The following is a 17149-nucleotide window of genomic DNA, read 5'->3' on the forward strand; positions in this document are numbered from 1 at the left end:
CTATTCTGGCGACGATATCGGCATAGATGCGTCAACAGAATCGGCAAGCCAGGGCGCAACCACCAAACGCCGGGGAGGATGTCCGTGTACATCTCGCGAGTCGCCGAGTATCCCAAGCCGGATCATGTGCTGTTCCACTTCAGTGACACGCACCTGATCGCGGCCGATACCGAGCTCTACGACGCCGTCGACGCCGAGGCGCGCCTGTCCACCCTGCTGGGCCAGGCCGAGGCCAGCCGCATCGCACCGACCGCCATCGTCTTCACCGGCGACCTCACCGACCGGGGTGAGCCGGGCGCCTACCGCAAGCTGCGCGATCTGGTCGAGCCGTGGGCCGAGCGCATCGGCGCGCCCGTGGTGTGGGTCGCGGGCAACCACGACGAGCGCGGCGTGCTGCGCGAGCACCTGCTCGGTGAAAAGCCTTCCGGCACACCGTTCGACGCCGTGCACATGTACGACGGCCTGCGCATCATCGCCCTCGACACCACGGTCCCCGGCCAGCACTGGGGCGAGCTCACCGACGACCAATTGCGCTGGCTGCGTGATGTTCTCGCCGAGCCCGCGCCCTTCGGCACCGTGCTCGCCATGCACCACCCGCCCATCCCCTGCGTGCAGGACCTGGCCGTGCTGGTGGAGCTACGCGACCAGCGCCGCCTCGCCGACGTCCTCGACGGCACCGATGTCCGCGCCATTCTGGCCGGGCACCTGCATCTTTCGAGCACCGCGACCTTCGCCGGGATTCCGGTCTCGGTGGCCTCGGCCACCTGCTACAGCCAGGACATGGCCGCCGCGGAAGGCGGCCAGCGCGGTCGCGACGGCGCGCAGGCCTTCAACTTCGTGCACATCTACCCCGACACCATCGTCCACTCGGTGGTGCCGATCGGCGCCGGGCCGACCGTCGGCAACCCCTCGGATCCCGAGCAGGCGGCGAAAAAACTCGCCGACGCCGGAATCGTGATACCCCCCGCGGCCCGCATCCCACACGTCCTCCGCCGCCGGACCGAGGCCCCCGAGTCCGACGGCGAGACGGTTCTGTGAGGGGTCACCAGATACGCGGGAGCGCTGGCGTCGCTTCAAGCCGCGTCTGAAGCGCAAGTGAGTCGAGGGAGCACCGAATGAGCGAACGGTATGCCGTGCCACTTGCGGATCTCCTACAACAGGCTGACCAGCTTCTCCAGCGAAGTTACGTAGGACCGGTTGTCCTCTGTTCGCTCCACTGAATCTAGCTCTAGTCTCGCAGATTCCAGCAGCGCTCCCCTGAAACGTATAGCGTCCTGTGGCTGCTCCTCGTCCACGTCCATCCCACCGTTGGCATCCACTACGTAGCGCCAATCGGCCAGATCATCCGGCATCACGCCATACTCGACGGCGGCATCGAAAAGGCGATCGAAAACCGCACCCGACACCCACCATTCAGCTTCCGAGCCGAATCGCACCGACAGCATCAGAATCCCATCTCAGCGCGCGAGGTTGTCGGTGAGTTAGGCATCTCGGGCGTACGGGAATTCGAGGACCGTGGGAGTGCTCGCGACTTCCAGTGCGTTTGCCGGAAAGTTCGGGCCGGCGGTGTAGAAACGGGCTCGGGTACGACCTACCGATTCGAGCACGCCCAGCGAAACCAGGTCGCGTAGATCGCGTTGTGCCTGTTGCAGACTCAGCCCTTCGGCCTGTTCGTAGCGGGTACGACGGACTCGTCCGGACATCGCGACGTCATGCAGAGCGCTGATCACCCGCTCGTCCAGGCGAATCCCCGCCACGTAGTCATCGAGCATCGCCCATACCGAACCGGATCGAACCCAGCGTGCGTGGACCGTTTGGGCCTGCTGGTGATAGGCCGTCAGGTTGAACCGAATCCACTCGGACACATCCTGATCCGGCTGGTATGTGCTGCCCTTGCGATTGAGCACCTGGTAGTACTCCCAAGTGTTCCCCGGCCTGCCGAGCCATGCCTCGATGGACGAAAACTCCGGTGCGAGAACGCCTTCGCGGGCGATCATGAGGGTCTGGAGCGATCGGGACATGCGACCGTTGCCGTCCGCCCAGGGGTGTATGCAAACCAGATGCAGGTGCGCCATGGCCGCGCGGACCAGTGGATGGGTCTCATCGTCTGCGTTGAGCCAATCGACAAGCTCATCCATCAGCGTCGGCAGAGATGCGGCATCCGGAGCCGTGTACGCCGCGATGCTGGGGTCGCGCGCATCGGTTACGTACACCGGGCCATGCCTCCATTGCCCGGCCGGGCGGCGGGGGGTGTGCCGATGCCCCTGCAACATCCAATGCAGTGCGTTGAGAAAGCCCTTGCTGTAGCGGAAGTCGTCGACGTCGTGAAGCGATTGGATGTAGGTCATCATGCGCTCGTAGGCGAGGGTCTCGGCCTTGTTCTCCTCGGAGACCTCGACGTCCCGCTCGCCCGCGATCAGATCCTCGACGTCGATCGTGGAGACCTTGAACCCCTCGATGGAGTTCGAGGCGGCGACGGCGTCAGCGGTCAGGAATTTGCGCAGGCCGCCGGTCCATTTGCCGGGCATGGTCTGAATCTCATGACGCAGTTCACCGCGCATCCGATCCACGTCGGCAAGGACGCGGGTATCGGCTGCGGTCAGCGATGGCGTTGTGAACAGCACGAATGAGATGATACTTTGACGTAATTATTACGTCAAAGATCGGCGTCTTCGGCGAGATAGCGTTCGACGGTTTCGACCTTGGCGGTCATCGCGTTGGTCACGCCGGGGCGGATGTCGGCCTTGAGGACGAGGCTGCAGCGCGGGGCTACCGCCGTGATCGCGTCGGTGGCCTGTTTCACCACGGCCATGACCTCGTCCCATTCACCTTCGATGGTGGTGAACATGGCGTTGGTCTCGTTGGGGAGCCCGCTGGCCCGGACTATGCGGACCGCTTCGGCGACGGCGCGGCCCACGTCCGCGCCGACGCCGAGCGGGGTGACCGAGAAGGCGGCGATCAAACGTTCACGCCGTAGTCGCGGGCGATGCCGGCCAGGCCGGAGGCGTAGCCCTGGCCGATGGCGCGGAACTTCCATTCGGGGCCGTGCCGGTAGAGCTCGCCGAAGACCATGGCGGTCTCGGTGGAGGCGTCCTCGGTGAGATCGAATCGGGCCAGTTCGGAGCCGGTGGTGGCGTCGATGACGCGGATGTAGGCGTTGCGGACCTGACCGAAGGACTGGCGGCGCACATCGGCCTCGTGGATGGAGACGGGGAAGAAGATATTGGTGATGGTCGGCGGCATGGCGGCCAGGTCGACATTGATCACCTCGTCGTCACCGTCGCCCGCACCGGTGAGGTTGTCACCGGTGTGCTCGATGGTGCCCTCGGGAGAGCGCAGGTTGTTGTAGAAGATGAAGTGCGCGTCGGACAGCACGCGCTGATTGGATCCGCAGGCCAGTGCGCTGGCGTCGAGGTCGTAATCGGCGCCGGTGGTGGTGCGCACGTCCCAGCCCAGCGCCACCGAGACCTTGGTCAGATTCGGGGCTTGTTTGGACAGCGAAACGTTTCCGCCCTTGGCCAAGCTGACAGACACGCGGTCTCCTTCGATACTCAGTTCTGATCGGCCGCCATGGCTTTGAGTACAGCGACCCGTTTCTCCAGATAGCGTAGTTCGGTGTCGTCGAGGACGGTGCGCTGAATTCCGGTGGCGACCGCGAAGGCGGACTGCCGGTGATCGTCGATCACCTCGACGTTCAATTCCACGGCGACGTAATCGTCGGCGCCCGGCATGGGATCGGCGATCACCCGCGCCTTGCCGCGGGCGCACAGCGCCACATTGCCGCCGCCCAGGATCAGCAGCGCCACCTCGGGCCGCTCGCGCAGCCGCGCCAGCGAACCGCGATCGGACTTGAGGCTGAGCAGGATTCGGCGATCCCCCGCGCGCACCGGCCACGAGACCGGGATGGCGTGCGGCGCCGGATCGGTGGTCACCAGTACGGCGATGGTGTCTGTCGGCCAGTCGGGTAGGGCGTCCAATTCGGGGTGGTCTTGCGCTGTCGAGCTGTCATCCGGCTCTGCCATTGTCGAGGGCTCCTGACGTTCCCGCGCGTCGGCTACCATCCGCGTCACCTCACCATTGACTCCCGCACAGCGGGCTGGACTGTGCTGTCGCAAGTGTATGCCGTTGCCGCGCTGGCCCGCTGGCCTCCGAAACGCGCCCGCGGCCCGTCCAATCTGACCGGTTTGTCGGTAACGAACGTGAAAACATACTCGGACCTGCGGGGAAACGGATTGACGAGAAGCGATAACGGCTGCATCATTCGTTACAGTCCCTCGACTGAACGAGGTCATGCGAGTAACCGGCCGATGACCGCCCGGTGAAGCTCGTCCGCCCGGCACGGCATCTTCTGACGATGCGCGCGGTGGCGTCGACGAACGCAGAAGTTTTTCAACCGGATTCACGGCGCGCGCCGGCTCGGAGAACATCCGGGCCGGCGTCGATGCCGTGTCTCCGCGAGGGGTGCGGACGTGAGGTGCAGCGCGAAGAGAGTGGAGACAGTAATGGTGGACGAGTTGGTGGGACGGGGGACCGTGGCGAATCTGGTGGTATCGAATGCGGTGATCGAGGACCTGCGCTACCTGCGGGCCGAACTCACGCTGGCCGATGTCCCCTATCTCCTGGTCCGTGACGCCGCCCATCGGCTGGTATTGGCAGTGGACAGCGGTCATCGGGCCGCGCTCAGACGGGTCCTCGGGGCCGCCGTCGTCGCCGGATTCTCCTGCAATGAGAAGCAGCACAATGTCTTCCGGCTCGGCCGCGACCTGGATCCGGCCCATCACGTCGAGGTCGAACTGTGGGAGTACCACGGCGACACCGTCGAATGCCCGCGCCCGAATGCGCTGACCCGCATGGTGTTCGACGTCGCCGACGTGGAACCCACCACCGTGCTGCTCTACGACGCCAGCTGGCCCACCCTGGCCGGCATGTTCACCCCGCATCCCACCGATGTCGGCTTCGACATCGACCTGGTGTACTCCTGGGTGGACGGCAGTGATCCCGAATTCCGCGCCCGCCGTGCGGGAATGATGGCGCAGGTGGTGGTCGGCGAGGGTGACGAGGCCGATGCCCGCATCCGCCAGATCGACGAACTGCGGTACGCCCTGCGCTCGGCGCACAAGAACGCGCCGTGGATCCGCCGCATCTTCATCGCCACCGATTCCCGCGTCCCGGACTGGCTGGCCGACGATCCGAAGGTCACCATTGTCCGTGCGGTGGACCACTTCTCGGACATCAGCGCGCTGCCGATCTTCAATTCCCATGCGGTGGAATGCCAGCTGCAGCACATCGAGGGCCTGTCGGAGCATTTCCTCTACTCCAACGACGACATGTTCTTCGCGCGCCCGGTGCGCCCGTCCATGTTCTTCACCCCGGCGGGCATCAGCCGCTACATCGAGGCGGGCACCCGAATCGGCCCCGGCGCCAACAACGAACGCCGCAGCGGCTTCGAGAACGCCGCCCGGGTGAATCGCGCGCTGCTGGCCCGGCGCTTCGGCCACGTCATCACCCGCCACCTCGAGCACACCCCGGTTCCCTTGCGCCGCAGTGTCCTGCTGGAAATGGAGCAGGTCTTCGCCGAGGACTTCGCCCGCACCCGCGCCAGCCGCTTCCGCGCCGCGACCGACATCTCGGTGACCAATTCGCTCTACCACTACTACGCCCTGCTGACCGGCCGCGCGGTCCCGCAGGAGGCCGCCAAGATGCGCTACGTGGACACCACCTCGTACACGGGCCTGGCCCTGCTCGACGGCCTGCTCAAACGCCGCAATGTCGATTTCTTCTGCCTCAACGATGGCAGCTTCCCGGAGGTCCCGGAGGCCGAACGGGTCCGAGCCGTCTCGGAATTCCTGGAAACCTACTTCCCGGAACCGGCCCCCTGGGAGAAGCCGGAGACGATCGCGGGCACCATGACGGCCTTCGAATCCGGCGCGGCCTGACGGCGGGACGTGGCGGTGGCGTGGGCCAATAGTCGGTTGTTGGAATCCGATTGGCGCCCACGCTGACTCTTGGCGCATGCAGAAGAAATTCCTCGCCGCCGCCGTTCTCGCCGCCGCGTCGACCGCCACCATCCTCGGCTCCGGTTCCGCCTCCGCCGATGACGTCCACCAGATCTACTTCGCCTACGGCACCGACAACGGGTACGTGAGCGGCCATGTGCAGGGCTTCGGCCACGACACCTACCAGGTCGATGCCCGCGGCGGTCAGGTCATGATCGTCGAGGCGAGCCCGAACTGGTCGGACGCCGTCGTCACCATCACCGGCCCCACCGGCACCCTGTCCTACCAGCGCCAGTGGTCCCGAGTCGTATTGCCGGTCAACGGTTCCTACCAGCTGAAGGTCACCTCGCCCAGCCACGCCACCATCGACTACGGCATGAGCGTCAAGATCGACTGATTCCTTTTGCCCCGAAATTCCTCTGCCCGAACCGAAAAGGAGCGCGGGTCAGCCGCAGGTCACCTCACCCGGCTGCCTTCCAGCAGGCTACCGAGTCAGGGATCACCGCTCAGCTGATGCGCTGGCGGAGCCAGGTGGGGATTTCGTCGCCCGCGCGGGGGTAGGTGGCCAATTCCCGGCGGCATTCGTCCGGTTCGGGCATGGGGAGCCAGTCGGGAATCTCCTTGAAGGAGAGGGTAAATTCGGCTCGCGTGGAATCGGAGCGGAGCACCACCTGGCCGGAGAGCCAGGTGCCGGTCATCTGGTCGTAGCAGACTTCCTTGAGGCGGTTGAGGAGCATGAGGACCTCCTCGGAGGGCTGGAGGTCGTCGGCTTCGGGGTCGGTGGGTTCGAGTTGGATTCCGGCGTGGCCGTCGTCGCCGACCAGGGAGAACCAGAGGACGGCCAGGTGCCAGTCCGGGGGTAGGGCGTCGGTGAGGGCGCTGACCAAGGCGCTTTCGACCATGTCGCGATCGGCCGAGCGGGGGCTGGACGGCGGGGCGGCGGGTTCGTCCCCGGGAGCGCCGACCGCTAGATCAGGATGGTGCTCGCGCATGACCTCGACCACGGCGGGCACCGGCACGGGTAGGCGCTCGGGGACGATGTAGAGCGGGCGGTCGATGTTCTTGCGGGCGGCGGTATCGCCGAGGGCGTGGACGCGGTCGCGGAATTCGACGGGATCGCGCAGCACCACCTCGGCGAATCGCTCCTCGCGGCCGCCCTTGCGCAGCCGGCCGATGCCCAGGCGCAGGCGCACCACCTCGGCCCACGCCACATGCGGATAGCCGCGGTAGGTGAAGCCGTGATCGGTGATCACCAGGGTGGGCTGCGGGCGGATCAGGTCGTCGAGCATGGCGTACACCCCGAAACCGAACAGCGCCATGGCGAAACCGCCCAGCACCCGCAGCACCACGTGTTCCTGACCGTCGAACACCACGAACCCGGGCAGCGCGGTCATCACGAGAAAGAAGACCAGCGCGCCGATCGCACCCGCTTTCGGCGGGTAGTACTCGGTGATCGATTCGCGCCCCGAAGCTTGCACCCCCAAGACGCTAGCCGAAACAAGCCGAAGGCAACACCGCCGTTATCGCCCGGCACCGGTTCCGCTATGCCGGATTCGGCCGTCCCAATGGATTTCGCTCGGCGGCGCGGGCGGGACGCTCGGCTCGGCCACGCGCGCGGTTGCTCAGCCGCGCGGCCAGTACGCGCGCCAGTCCGCCGCGTCCAGAGCCCGCCGCTCACCGCGCGCGATTTCGGCGGCGTCCTCGGCGGCGCGAATCCGGCCGGCGAATTCGAGAGTGGCCTTCCGCAACCGCTCTTCGGCGCTGTCGGGCCTGTCGAGCCGCACCACGCGCAGGTCGTCGGGAATCAGATCCTCCGGTAAACCGGCCTTGATACCTCGCGAGCGAACCTTCTCCGCCAGCGCCAGCGCGGGCTGCGCCATCGCGATGCCGTCCAGGCAGGAGCGGCGCGCCTTCTCGGCGGATTTCCGCTCCTCCCAAGCCTTTTCCTGCGCCGCGATCTTGTCGGCCACCGCCGCGTCCGGATCGATGCCGTATTCGCCGGACTCACCGTGCCCGATCAAATGCGGGCTCCGATGCACCAGCTTCGCCACCAGCGCCCCCGCCACCTCCCCCACCGTGAATTCCCCTGCCGCCTCGGCGATCCGGGAGTGGAACAGCACCTGCAACAGCAGATCCCCCAACTCCTCCTTGATCGTATCCGCATCCTCGGCCTGAATCGCATCGAGCAGTTCGTAAGTCTCCTCGAGCAGATAAGGCCGCAACGAATCATGCGTCTGCGTCACTTCCCACCCCCCGAAGTTCCACAGCCGATCCATCACCTCGACGGCTTCGCCCAGCGCCTCGGTCATGCGCGCGGTATCCACCGCGGTTTCGGTCGAGAGATCCTCATCGGATGTCATCGGTCGGCCATCACCTCGGGGGCGACCCTGACATCGACTGCGCCCGGGGCCTTTCCGTCCAGGGCGAGGAGGAGGTCGGCGACGAACTGGAGGACCTGGACGTCGCGGACGCGGGCCGCGCCGACGCTGTCCTCGACGCGTGGGAGCGGGAGTTGGACGATGCCGGTGGCGGCTCGGTAGGTGGCGTTGGGGTAGAGGCGCTTGAGGCGCATTTGTTTGGAGTCGGGGAGTTGCAGGGGGGATACCTTCAATGTGGTTCCGGTTACGCCGATTTCGGCGATGGAGTACTCGCGGGCCAGGAGGCGGAGTTTGGCTACCGAGACCAGGCGGGCGACCTCGACCGGGAGGGGGCCGTAGCGGTCGACGAGTTCCTCGATGACCGCCGACAGGGCCGAATCGTCCTGGGCGGCGGCGAGTTTGCGGTACGCCTCCAGGCGTAGGCGGTCGGAGGCGATGTAGTCGGGCGGGATGTGGGCGTCGACGGGGAGGTCGATGCGGACCTCCTTGGTCTCCTCGTCCACCGTGATGGGACGGCCGTCGGCGGCGGCGCGGTAGGCCTCCACCGCCTCGCCGACCAGGCGCACGTACAGGTCGAAGCCGACGCCCGCGACGTGGCCGGACTGTTCCGCGCCCAGCACATTGCCCGCGCCGCGAATCTCCAGGTCCTTCATGGCCACCGCCATGCCCGCGCCCAGATCCGAGTTCTGCGAAATGGTGGCCAGCCGGTCGTAGGCGGTCTCGGTGAGCGGCTTCTCCGGCGGGTACAGGAAGTAGGCGTAGCCGCGTTCGCGGGACCGGCCGACGCGGCCGCGCAGCTGGTGCAGTTGCGAAAGACCCAGGGCGTCGGCGCGTTCCACGATCAGGGTGTTGGCATTGGAGATGTCCAGGCCGGTCTCGATGATGGTGGTGCAGACCAGCACATCGAATTCGCGCTCCCAGAAGCCCTGCACGGTCTTCTCGAGCATGTCCTCGTTCATCTGCCCGTGCGCGACCACCACTCGCGCCTCCGGCACCAGGTCGCGAATCCGCTTGGCCGCCTTGTCGATCGAGGCCACCCGGTTGTGCACGTAGAACACCTGGCCGTCGCGCAGCAGCTCACGGCGCACGGCCGCGGCGACCTGCTTGTCGTTGTAGGCGCCCACATAGGTGAGCACCGGATGCCGCTCCTCCGGCGGGGTCAGGATGGTCGACATCTCGCGGATACCCGCGAGGGACATCTCCAGGGTGCGCGGAATCGGCGTGGCGGACATGGTCAGCACGTCCACGTGCGTGCGCAGCGCCTTGATGTGCTCCTTGTGCTCGACGCCGAAACGCTGCTCCTCGTCGATGATGACCAGCCCCAGGTCCTTCCACCGCACGCCGGTCTGCAGCAGGCGGTGCGTGCCCACCACGATGTCGACGTCCTTGGTGGTCATGCCCTCCAGGATCTCCCGCGATTCGGCGGGATCGGTGAAGCGCGACAAGCCCTTCACCACCACCGGGAATCCGGCCATCCGCTCGGTGAAGGTCTGCAGATGCTGTTGCGCCAGCAGCGTGGTCGGCACCAGCACGGCGACCTGTTTGCCGTCCTGCACCGCCTTGAAGGCCGCGCGCACCGCGATCTCGGTCTTGCCGTAGCCGACGTCGCCGCAGATGACGCGGTCCATCGGGACCGCCTTCTCCATATCGGATTTCACCTCGGCGATGGCCGAGAGCTGGTCGACGGTCTCGGTGAACGCGAAGGCGTCCTCCATTTCCTGCTGCCACGGGGTGTCGGGCGCGAAGGCGTGGCCGGGCGCGGCCTGCCGGGCGGCGTAGAGCTGCACCAGTTCGGTGGCGATCTCGCGAACCGCCTTGCGCGCCTTGCGTTTCGTATTCGCCCAGTCGGAGCCGCCGAGCTTCGACAGCGACGGCATCTCGCCGCCCACGTAGCGGGAGAGCTGATCCAGCGAATCCATCGGCACGAACAGCCGGTCCCCCGGCTGGCCGCGCTTGCTCGGCGCGTACTCGATGACCAGGTACTCGCGGCGCGCGCCCGCGATGGTGCGCTCGATCATCTCCACGAAGCGACCGATGCCGTGCTGATCGTGCACCACCATGTCGCCCGCGGTGAGCGCCAGCGGATCGACCTGGTTGCGCCGCTTCGCGGGCAGCTTCTTGCCCTCGCCGGGCGCGGTGACCCGGTTGCCGGTGAGGTCGGATTCCGCGATCACCACCAGCTTGGCGTCGTCGAACACGACACCGTCGTGCAGCGAGCCGCACAGCACGCCGACCAGTCCGCGTACCGGTTCGGCGCCCGCCTCGAGGGTCGCGGCGGGCACCTCGGCATCGGCGAGGCGCTCCAGAATGCGTTGCGCCGTACCGTGTCCGGCCACCACGATGACCGCGCGGCCGCCGGTGGAGACATGCGCGCGCAGCGAGGCGAAGATGGTCGCGACCAGTTCCTCGGAACCGCGCGCGGAGGCGGCGGACAGCACCGGCAGCGCGATCTCGTCGGGATGATCGGCGGCCAGCGGGCTCAGCGTCCACCACGGCAGTCCGCGCCGCTCGGCGTCGGCATGCACCACGTCCAGGCCCCGGTAGCCGGAGGCGGCCAGATCCAGACCGTACGCGCCCAGCGGCGCGGCCCCGCCGAAGGAGGCCGCCGTCCACGACGCCTCCAGGAACTCCTCGCCGGTGCGCACCAGATCGGCCGCGCGGGTGCGGACCTTCTCCGGATCGCACAGCAGCACATGGGTTTCGGCGGGCAGCACGTCCACCAGCAACTGCAGCTCGCCGGGCTGCAGCACCGGCAGCAGCGCCTCCATGCCCTCCACCGGGATGCCTTCGGAGATCTTCTCCAGCATCTCCACCAGGGCGGCGTCGGCTGCGTTCTCGGCGGCCACCTGGGCGGCGCGTTCGCGAAGTGCGGTGGTGAGCAACAGTTCCCGGCAGGGCGGCGCGACCACCAGCTCGATGGGGACCTCGTGGATGGAGCGCTGATCCTGCACCGAGAAGGCGCGCAGCTCGGCGACCTCGTCGCCCCAGAACTCCACGCGCACCGGATGATCCGCCGTCGGCGGGAACAGGTCCAGGATGCCGCCGCGCACCGCGAACTCGCCGCGCTTGCCGACCATGTCGACCCGCTCGTAGGCGAATTCCACCAGCCGCGAGAGCAATTCGTCGAAGTCGAACTCCGCGCCCTTGGTCAGCACGATGGGCTGGATCTCCCCCAGCCCCGCCGCCATCGGCTGCATGAGCGAGCGCACCGTGGTGACCACCACCCGCAGCGGCCCCGCGAAGCCGGGATCCTCCGGATGCGCCAGCCGCCGCAACACCTGCAACCGCCGCCCCACCGTGTCCGCTCCCGGCGAGAGCCGCTCGTGCGGCAATGTCTCCCAGGACGGGAACAGCGCGACCGTATCGCCCAGAATCTCCGTCAGTTCGACGCTCAGATCATCGGCCTCGCGCCCGGTCGCCGTCACCACCAGCAACGGCCGCTGCTCGGCAATCGTCGACGCCACGAACGGCCGCACCGCCGAAGGCGCGACCAACATCGCCGACGACCGCCCGATCAGGCTCCTGACCTGCTCGAGGGCAGCGTCGGCACCCGCCACCGCAGCCAGGCCAGCCAGAGGTGGACGATGGGTGGTCATGGGGCAGACTCCTAGGCGCGAATCAGCGTTTCAGACGGCCATCCGAGTCTAGTCATCCGCTCCGACAGGAGCGTGAACCGTCCTATTGGACGTAGCGACGCAACCGGCGTGCCGCGAACTCCCGGAAATAGGCGACCTTCTCCTCGGGCACGATCGAGGGCAGCAGGAAGTACCAGGCGCGTTCCATGCGGGTGGCCATCTGGTCGATGGACTCGGTGCTGACCGCGACAATATGGACGCCCGTGGTCATCTCCTGCAGGAGCAGGCCGATGGTCTCCGGATCCAGGTCCGCCTTCAGATCCCCTTGGGTGATGGCGCGTTCGGCGAGCAAACGGTGCGTCTCGCCCCACGTCTTGGCGATATTGTCGCCGGTCGCCCCGCGGTAGTCGCCGATCTGGTGGGTGAGTTTGAGCATCGCCCCGACCATCGGATCGTTCATCGTCAGATCGGCCACCACGTAGGTGATCCCGATGCACGCCTCCAGCGCGGGCACCCGCGGATCGAAGAATCCCTGGCAAGCGCTGACCAGTCGCTCGTTGCCCTGATCGACGACGGCGCGGGCCAGCTCCTCCTTGGAGCCGAAGTGAAAGTACAAGGCGCCCTTGGTCACATTCGACTGCGCGATGATCTCCGACAGCGACGCGTTCGCGTAGCCCAGTCGCAGAAAGACATCGGCCGCACCCGCGAGCACGGAATCGCGAGTGATCTCCGCACGCGCTTGCCTAGCCATCAGATCCGCCTGTCATCAAACCAGCCATCCTGAAGTAGACCGATATCCCGAAGTTGACCGACATCACAGTTCGAACAGCACTCGAAGGATGGGTGAACCGTACCACCCGGCTGCGCGCTGCCAGCCGATTCGAGCATTCGGCCCGTCCTCCTTCGCAATTCGCTGGTTAACTGTCCAGTTCCGCCCGCCTAGGACAGACATATCAGACCAAAATTCAAACCGCAGGGTTCTATAACCCCTTGCCGCTCGGCCATTCCGACGCCAGCTTCGGATCCGCCTCCAAATGCGTGAGCCCGTTCCAGCACAGATTCACCAGGTGCGCGGCCACCACTTCCTTGGACGGCTGGCGCTCGTCCAGCCACCAGGTCGCCGCCGTCGCAACCATTCCCACCAGCGCCTGCCCATAGAGCGTCGCCAGGGTGGGGTCCAGGCCGCGGCGTTCGAAATCCCCGGCGAGGATGTGCGCCACCTGATTCACGGCCTCGTTCAGCAGGCTCGAGTACGTGCCCTCCGCCGCCGACACCGGCTGATCGCGCATCAGGATCCGGAAGCCGTCGGTGCGCTCCTCCATATAGGTGAGCAACGCCAGCGCCACCTGCTCGAGCCGCACCCGCGACCGGTTCTGGGTGAGCGAGGCGGTGATCATCTCCAGCAAGGTCGACATCTCGCGGTCGACGACGACCGCGTACAGCCCTTCCTTACCGCCGAAGTGCTCGTACACCACCGGTTTCGACACCTGCGCCCGCGCCGCGATCTCCTCTATCGAGGTGGCGTCGTACCCGCGCTCCGCGAACAGCGCCCGCCCGATCTCGATGAGCTGCTGACGTCGCTGGGTCCCGGTCATGCGCGCCCGCGCCGGCCTCGCACCCTCAGCGGTCATCGCCCACCTGCCCTTTCACCCTGCCCCCGAGCACCTTTGCAGGGGGTGCGGGGCCGTCGGCCGCCGCGCGTTCGTAGGTAGCCTATCGACAGACACGTCCGAAACTATGTAAGCGGTTCGACGTAGAGGCGTACTTCATGCGAGGATCAGACCCGCATGACGCTGCAATCCGCCGTGGTGTAATGGCAGCACAACTGATTTTGGTTCAGTTTGTCCAGGTTCGAGTCCTGGCGGCGGAGCTCACGAGCTGGGTCGTTATGGTTGGCCCCGCGTATTGCACCTGACTCAGCACACGATGACCGGCAGCCGAGGGAGATCCATGCCACAGCAGACCGCCGTCGTCGTTCTCGCCGCCGGAGCCGGAACCCGAATGCGGTCCAAGACACCCAAGGTGTTGCACCCGCTCGCCGGTCGGAGCATGCTCGCCCACGCGTTGCATGCCGCGCACGAGATCGACCCGACGTCGCTCATCACCGTGATCGGCCACGACCGCGAAGCTGTGGGCGACGCGGTCGGCAAGGTGGGCGCGGAACTGGGCCGGCAGATCACGCTGGCCGTGCAGGAGGAGCAGCGCGGCACCGGCCACGCCGTGCAGTGCGCGCTCGCGGTCATGCCGGAGGATTTCACCGGCGACGTCCTGGTCACCTACGCCGACGTGCCGCTGCTGGACGGGCACACCCTCAACGCGCTGCTCGACGAGCACCGCAGCTACTCCGACGGATCCGCCGTCACCGTACTGACTTTCGAGCCCGAGGACCCCAACGGCTACGGCCGCATCGTGCGCGACGAGCAGGGCCGCATGATGGAGATCGTCGAGCACGCCGACGCCACCCCCGAGCAGGCGGCGCTCACCGAGGTCAACTCCGGCGTCTACGTCTTCGACGCGGCCGTGCTGCGAATCATGATCTCGCGCATCGATACCGCCAACGCGCGCCATGAGCTCTACCTCACCGATGTGCTCAAGCTGGCGCGCGAGGCCGGGCATCCGGTGCACGGCGCGCGGCTGCTCGACCACGCCAAGGTCACCGGCGTGAACGACCGGGTGCAGCTGGCCGACGCGGCCCGCACCCTCAACCGCTACATCCTGGAACGGCACATGCGGGCCGGGGTCACCATCATCGATCCGGGCTCGACCTGGATCGATGGCAATGTGGTGATCGGCCGCGACGCGGTCATCCGCCCGGGCGTACAACTGTTGGGCGACACCGTGATCGGTGAGGACGCCGAGATCGGGCCGGACTGCACGCTGACCGACGTCAGCGTCGGCGACGGCGCGAAGGTGGTCCGCACGCACGGCGAGAAGGCGATGATCGGCCCGGGCGCGAACGTCGGCCCGTTCGCGTATCTGCGACCCGGCACCTCGCTGGGTGAGAAGGGCAAGATCGGCACCTTCGTCGAGACCAAGAACGCGACGATCGGCACCGGCTCCAAGGTCCCGCACCTGACTTATGTGGGCGACGCCACCATTGGCGAATACAGCAATATCGGGGCGTCCAGCGTTTTCGTCAATTACGACGGGGTCAAGAAGCATCACACCACCGTGGGTTCGCATGTTCGCACGGGCAGCGACAACATGTTCGTCGCCCCGGTCACCGTGGGTGACGGCGCGTACTCCGGAGCGGGTACTGTACTGCGCAGAAATGTTCCACCGGGAGCGCTCGCGGTCTCGGGTGGTGCACAGCGCAACCTCGAAGGCTGGGTGCAGCGCAATCGCCCCGGCACCGATGCAGCCCGCGCGGCCGAAGCGGCCCTCGCGGCGCTCCCGGACCAACCGGGAACCACCGAGATATCCAACGAGCAAAAGGATGGCGAACGTCAGTGACCGCGTTCTCTACCGATAACCAGAAGAATCTGATGCTGTTCTCGGGGCGCGCTCATCCTGAGCTCGCCGAGGCGGTGGCCAAGGAACTCAACGTCCACGTCACTCCCCAGACCGCCCGCGACTTCGCGAACGGTGAGACCTTCGTCCGGTTCGAGGAATCGGTCCGCGGCTCCGACGCCTTCGTGCTGCAGAGCTTCCCGGCCCCGCTGAACCAGTGGGTCATGGAGCACCTGATCATGATCGACGCGCTCAAGCGCGGTTCGGCCAAGCGCATCACCTCGGTGCTGCCGTTCTACCCCTACGCCCGCCAGGACAAGAAGCACCGCGGCCGCGAGCCCATCTCCGCTCGCCTGATCGCCGACCTGCTCAAGACCGCGGGCGCGGACCGGATCATCACCATCGACCTGCACACCGATCAGATCCAGGGCTTCTTCGACGGCCCGGTCGATCACATGCACGCGCAGGTGCAGCTGGCCGAGCACATCCGCAACAACTACGACCTGTCCAACATCACCGTCGTCTCCCCCGACGCCGGTCGCGTGAAGGTCGCCGAGAAGTGGGCCAACTCGCTGGCCGACGCCCCGATGGCGTTCATCCACAAGACCCGCGACCCGCTGGTCCCCAACCAGACCGTGTCCAACCGCGTGGTCGGTGAGGTCGAGGGCCGCACCTGCATCCTGATCGACGACATGATCGACACCGGCGGCACCATCGCCGGCGCGGTCAAGGTGCTGAAGGAGGCCGGTGCGGGCGACGTCGTCATCGCCGCCACCCACGGCATCCTCTCGGCCCCGGCCGCCGAGCGGCTCGCGTCCTGCGGGGCCAAGGAGGTCGTGGTGACCAACACCCTGCCGATCGACGAGTCGAAGAAGTTCCCGACGCTGACGGTGCTCTCGATCGCCCCGCTGCTGGCGCAGACCATCCGCGAGGTCTTCGAAAACGGTTCCGTGACTGGCCTTTTCAACGGCAACGCGTAGCCCGCTCGAAAATAGCTGCCGAAGCCCCCTGCCGAAGTACGGCAGGGGGCTTTCGTCATGTTTGGGCCTCAATGGATGTCCGTTTCCAAGCGCAAGCGGTAGCGTTGGACGCGGACTCGCGGTTTGCTACTGGTGCGCTGATTGCGCGGAGAGGTGGTGCCGGATGGCGGAGCGGCCCGATGAGGACGACGCGCGGCTGATGGACGAGGTCTTCGACACCGATCAGGTCTTCGACAGCGATGTCGACAATCTCGACTACGACCTCGGCGACGACGACCAGGAGGACGAGATCCGCGAGTACGGGCGGTACATCACCGATCCGCCCGAGGACCTGGTGATCCGCAATCGCGAGAACGACGACACCGGGCGGCTGGGGATAGGAGCCGAGCTGGACCAGGAGTGGACGCGGCGGCGCCAGCGCGAGGAGTTCGTGGCCGAGGACGATCGGCCCGCCGAGCTGGCGGCCATGGATATCGTCGAGGAGCTCGACGATTAGGACTTCTGCGTAGCGAGTTCGGCAGCGGGAACCCTGACAAAGGCGTCACACCCACGACCGAGGAGGGCGCGATGAGCACGCCACCGAATGAACCCGGCACGCCTGACGACAAGAATCCCGGAACGCCGGGCATGGACGACGAATCGATCAACCTGTCCAAGCAGGACAGCGAGACGCCGGTCGCGGACACACCCCCTCCGCCCGATCCGACCCAGTTCAACCCGGCCGCGGCGCCCTATCCGCCGAGCGGGGCTTACCCGCCCTACCCCCAGGG

16 protein-coding genes, 1 tRNA gene and 1 pseudogene are annotated in these 17149 nt (G+C 66.8%); 8 read left to right on the forward strand and 10 right to left on the reverse strand.

Features of this window, described 5'->3' with window-relative positions; genetic code table 11:
* Positions 1 to 84: 84 nt before the first annotated feature.
* Positions 85 to 1038 (forward strand): phosphodiesterase, encoded by a 954-nt coding sequence (locus tag ACAM49_RS18875; protein WP_369636843.1) that lies wholly within the window; start codon positions 85 to 87, stop codon positions 1036 to 1038.
* Positions 1039 to 1151: 113 nt separating this feature from the next.
* On the opposite strand, the gene ACAM49_RS18880 is transcribed toward ACAM49_RS18875, so the two are convergent.
* The 5 genes from ACAM49_RS18880 to ACAM49_RS18900 all read right to left on the reverse strand — a co-directional run bounded on the left by ACAM49_RS18880 (position 1152) and on the right by ACAM49_RS18900 (position 4022).
* Positions 1152 to 1445, reverse strand: a complete 294-nt coding sequence (locus ACAM49_RS18880; protein ID WP_369636844.1) for a hypothetical protein — start codon at positions 1443 to 1445, stop codon at positions 1152 to 1154.
* Between the two features lie 36 nt (positions 1446 to 1481).
* The gene (locus ACAM49_RS18885; RefSeq protein WP_369636845.1) at positions 1482 to 2561 is read right to left on the reverse strand and encodes a Fic family protein; all 1080 of its coding nucleotides are present in this window, start codon (positions 2559 to 2561) and stop codon (positions 1482 to 1484) included.
* A gap of 95 nt (positions 2562 to 2656) precedes the next feature.
* Positions 2657 to 2962, reverse strand: coding sequence for an MTH1187 family thiamine-binding protein (locus tag ACAM49_RS18890; RefSeq protein ID WP_369636846.1), 306 nt, complete (start codon positions 2960 to 2962; stop codon positions 2657 to 2659).
* Positions 2959 to 3534 (reverse strand): TerD family protein, encoded by a 576-nt coding sequence (locus ACAM49_RS18895; protein WP_369636847.1) that lies wholly within the window; start codon positions 3532 to 3534, stop codon positions 2959 to 2961. The genes ACAM49_RS18890 and ACAM49_RS18895 overlap by 4 nt, the downstream gene beginning before the upstream one ends.
* 17 nt (positions 3535 to 3551) lie before the next feature.
* The gene (locus tag ACAM49_RS18900; RefSeq protein WP_369636848.1) at positions 3552 to 4022 is read right to left on the reverse strand and encodes a hypothetical protein; all 471 of its coding nucleotides are present in this window, start codon (positions 4020 to 4022) and stop codon (positions 3552 to 3554) included.
* Positions 4023 to 4502: 480 nt separating this feature from the next.
* Here ACAM49_RS18900 and ACAM49_RS18905 point away from each other — a divergent pair, with 480 nt between their 5' ends.
* Together ACAM49_RS18905 and ACAM49_RS18910 are read left to right on the forward strand one after the other, a co-directional pair.
* Positions 4503 to 5936, forward strand: coding sequence for a stealth family protein (locus ACAM49_RS18905; RefSeq protein ID WP_369636849.1), 1434 nt, complete (start codon positions 4503 to 4505; stop codon positions 5934 to 5936).
* 76 nt (positions 5937 to 6012) lie between these two features.
* Positions 6013 to 6393, forward strand: a complete 381-nt coding sequence (locus tag ACAM49_RS18910; RefSeq protein ID WP_369636850.1) for a hypothetical protein — start codon at positions 6013 to 6015, stop codon at positions 6391 to 6393.
* A 109-nt stretch (positions 6394 to 6502) separates the two neighbouring features.
* On the opposite strand, the gene ACAM49_RS18915 is transcribed toward ACAM49_RS18910, so the two are convergent.
* The 5 genes from ACAM49_RS18915 to ACAM49_RS18935 form a co-directional block, all read right to left on the reverse strand.
* A complete protein-coding gene (locus ACAM49_RS18915) occupies positions 6503 to 7474 on the reverse strand; it encodes a hypothetical protein (protein WP_369636851.1) in 972 nt (323 codons plus the stop codon).
* 144 nt (positions 7475 to 7618) lie between these two features.
* A complete protein-coding gene (locus tag ACAM49_RS18920) occupies positions 7619 to 8305 on the reverse strand; it encodes a MazG family protein (RefSeq protein WP_369636859.1) in 687 nt (228 codons plus the stop codon).
* 47 nt (positions 8306 to 8352) lie between these two features.
* Positions 8353 to 11970: a transcription-repair coupling factor gene (gene mfd / locus ACAM49_RS18925; RefSeq protein WP_369636852.1), complete on the reverse strand. Its 3618-nt coding sequence runs from the start codon at positions 11968 to 11970 to the stop codon at positions 8353 to 8355.
* A gap of 82 nt (positions 11971 to 12052) precedes the next feature.
* Positions 12053 to 12700: a TetR family transcriptional regulator gene (locus ACAM49_RS18930; protein ID WP_369636853.1), complete on the reverse strand. Its 648-nt coding sequence runs from the start codon at positions 12698 to 12700 to the stop codon at positions 12053 to 12055.
* Positions 12701 to 12929: 229 nt separating this feature from the next.
* The gene (locus ACAM49_RS18935; RefSeq protein WP_040812543.1) at positions 12930 to 13544 is read right to left on the reverse strand and encodes a TetR/AcrR family transcriptional regulator; all 615 of its coding nucleotides are present in this window, start codon (positions 13542 to 13544) and stop codon (positions 12930 to 12932) included.
* 204 nt (positions 13545 to 13748) lie between these two features.
* Between ACAM49_RS18935 and ACAM49_RS18940 the strand changes: the two genes are divergently transcribed.
* From ACAM49_RS18940 to ACAM49_RS18960, 5 genes and pseudogenes are all read left to right on the forward strand, one after another.
* Positions 13749 to 13819: transfer RNA gene (locus ACAM49_RS18940), tRNA-Gln, on the forward strand.
* An 80-nt stretch (positions 13820 to 13899) separates the two neighbouring features.
* Complete coding sequence (gene glmU / locus ACAM49_RS18945) at positions 13900 to 15402, forward strand: bifunctional UDP-N-acetylglucosamine diphosphorylase/glucosamine-1-phosphate N-acetyltransferase GlmU (protein ID WP_369636854.1); 1503 nt, start codon at positions 13900 to 13902, stop codon at positions 15400 to 15402.
* Positions 15399 to 16379: a ribose-phosphate diphosphokinase gene (locus ACAM49_RS18950; protein ID WP_326359958.1), complete on the forward strand. Its 981-nt coding sequence runs from the start codon at positions 15399 to 15401 to the stop codon at positions 16377 to 16379. Before glmU ends, ACAM49_RS18950 begins: the two co-directional genes overlap by 4 nt.
* Before the next feature lie 163 nt (positions 16380 to 16542).
* Entirely contained in the window at positions 16543 to 16875 is a 333-nt protein-coding gene (locus tag ACAM49_RS18955) for a hypothetical protein (protein ID WP_369636855.1), read from the forward strand.
* A gap of 71 nt (positions 16876 to 16946) precedes the next feature.
* Positions 16947 to 17149, forward strand: a pseudogene (locus ACAM49_RS18960) (hypothetical protein); the annotation flags it as partial.

Source organism: Nocardia sp. JMUB6875 (assembly GCF_041154655.1).
Lineage (GTDB): Bacteria > Actinomycetota > Actinomycetes > Mycobacteriales > Mycobacteriaceae > Nocardia.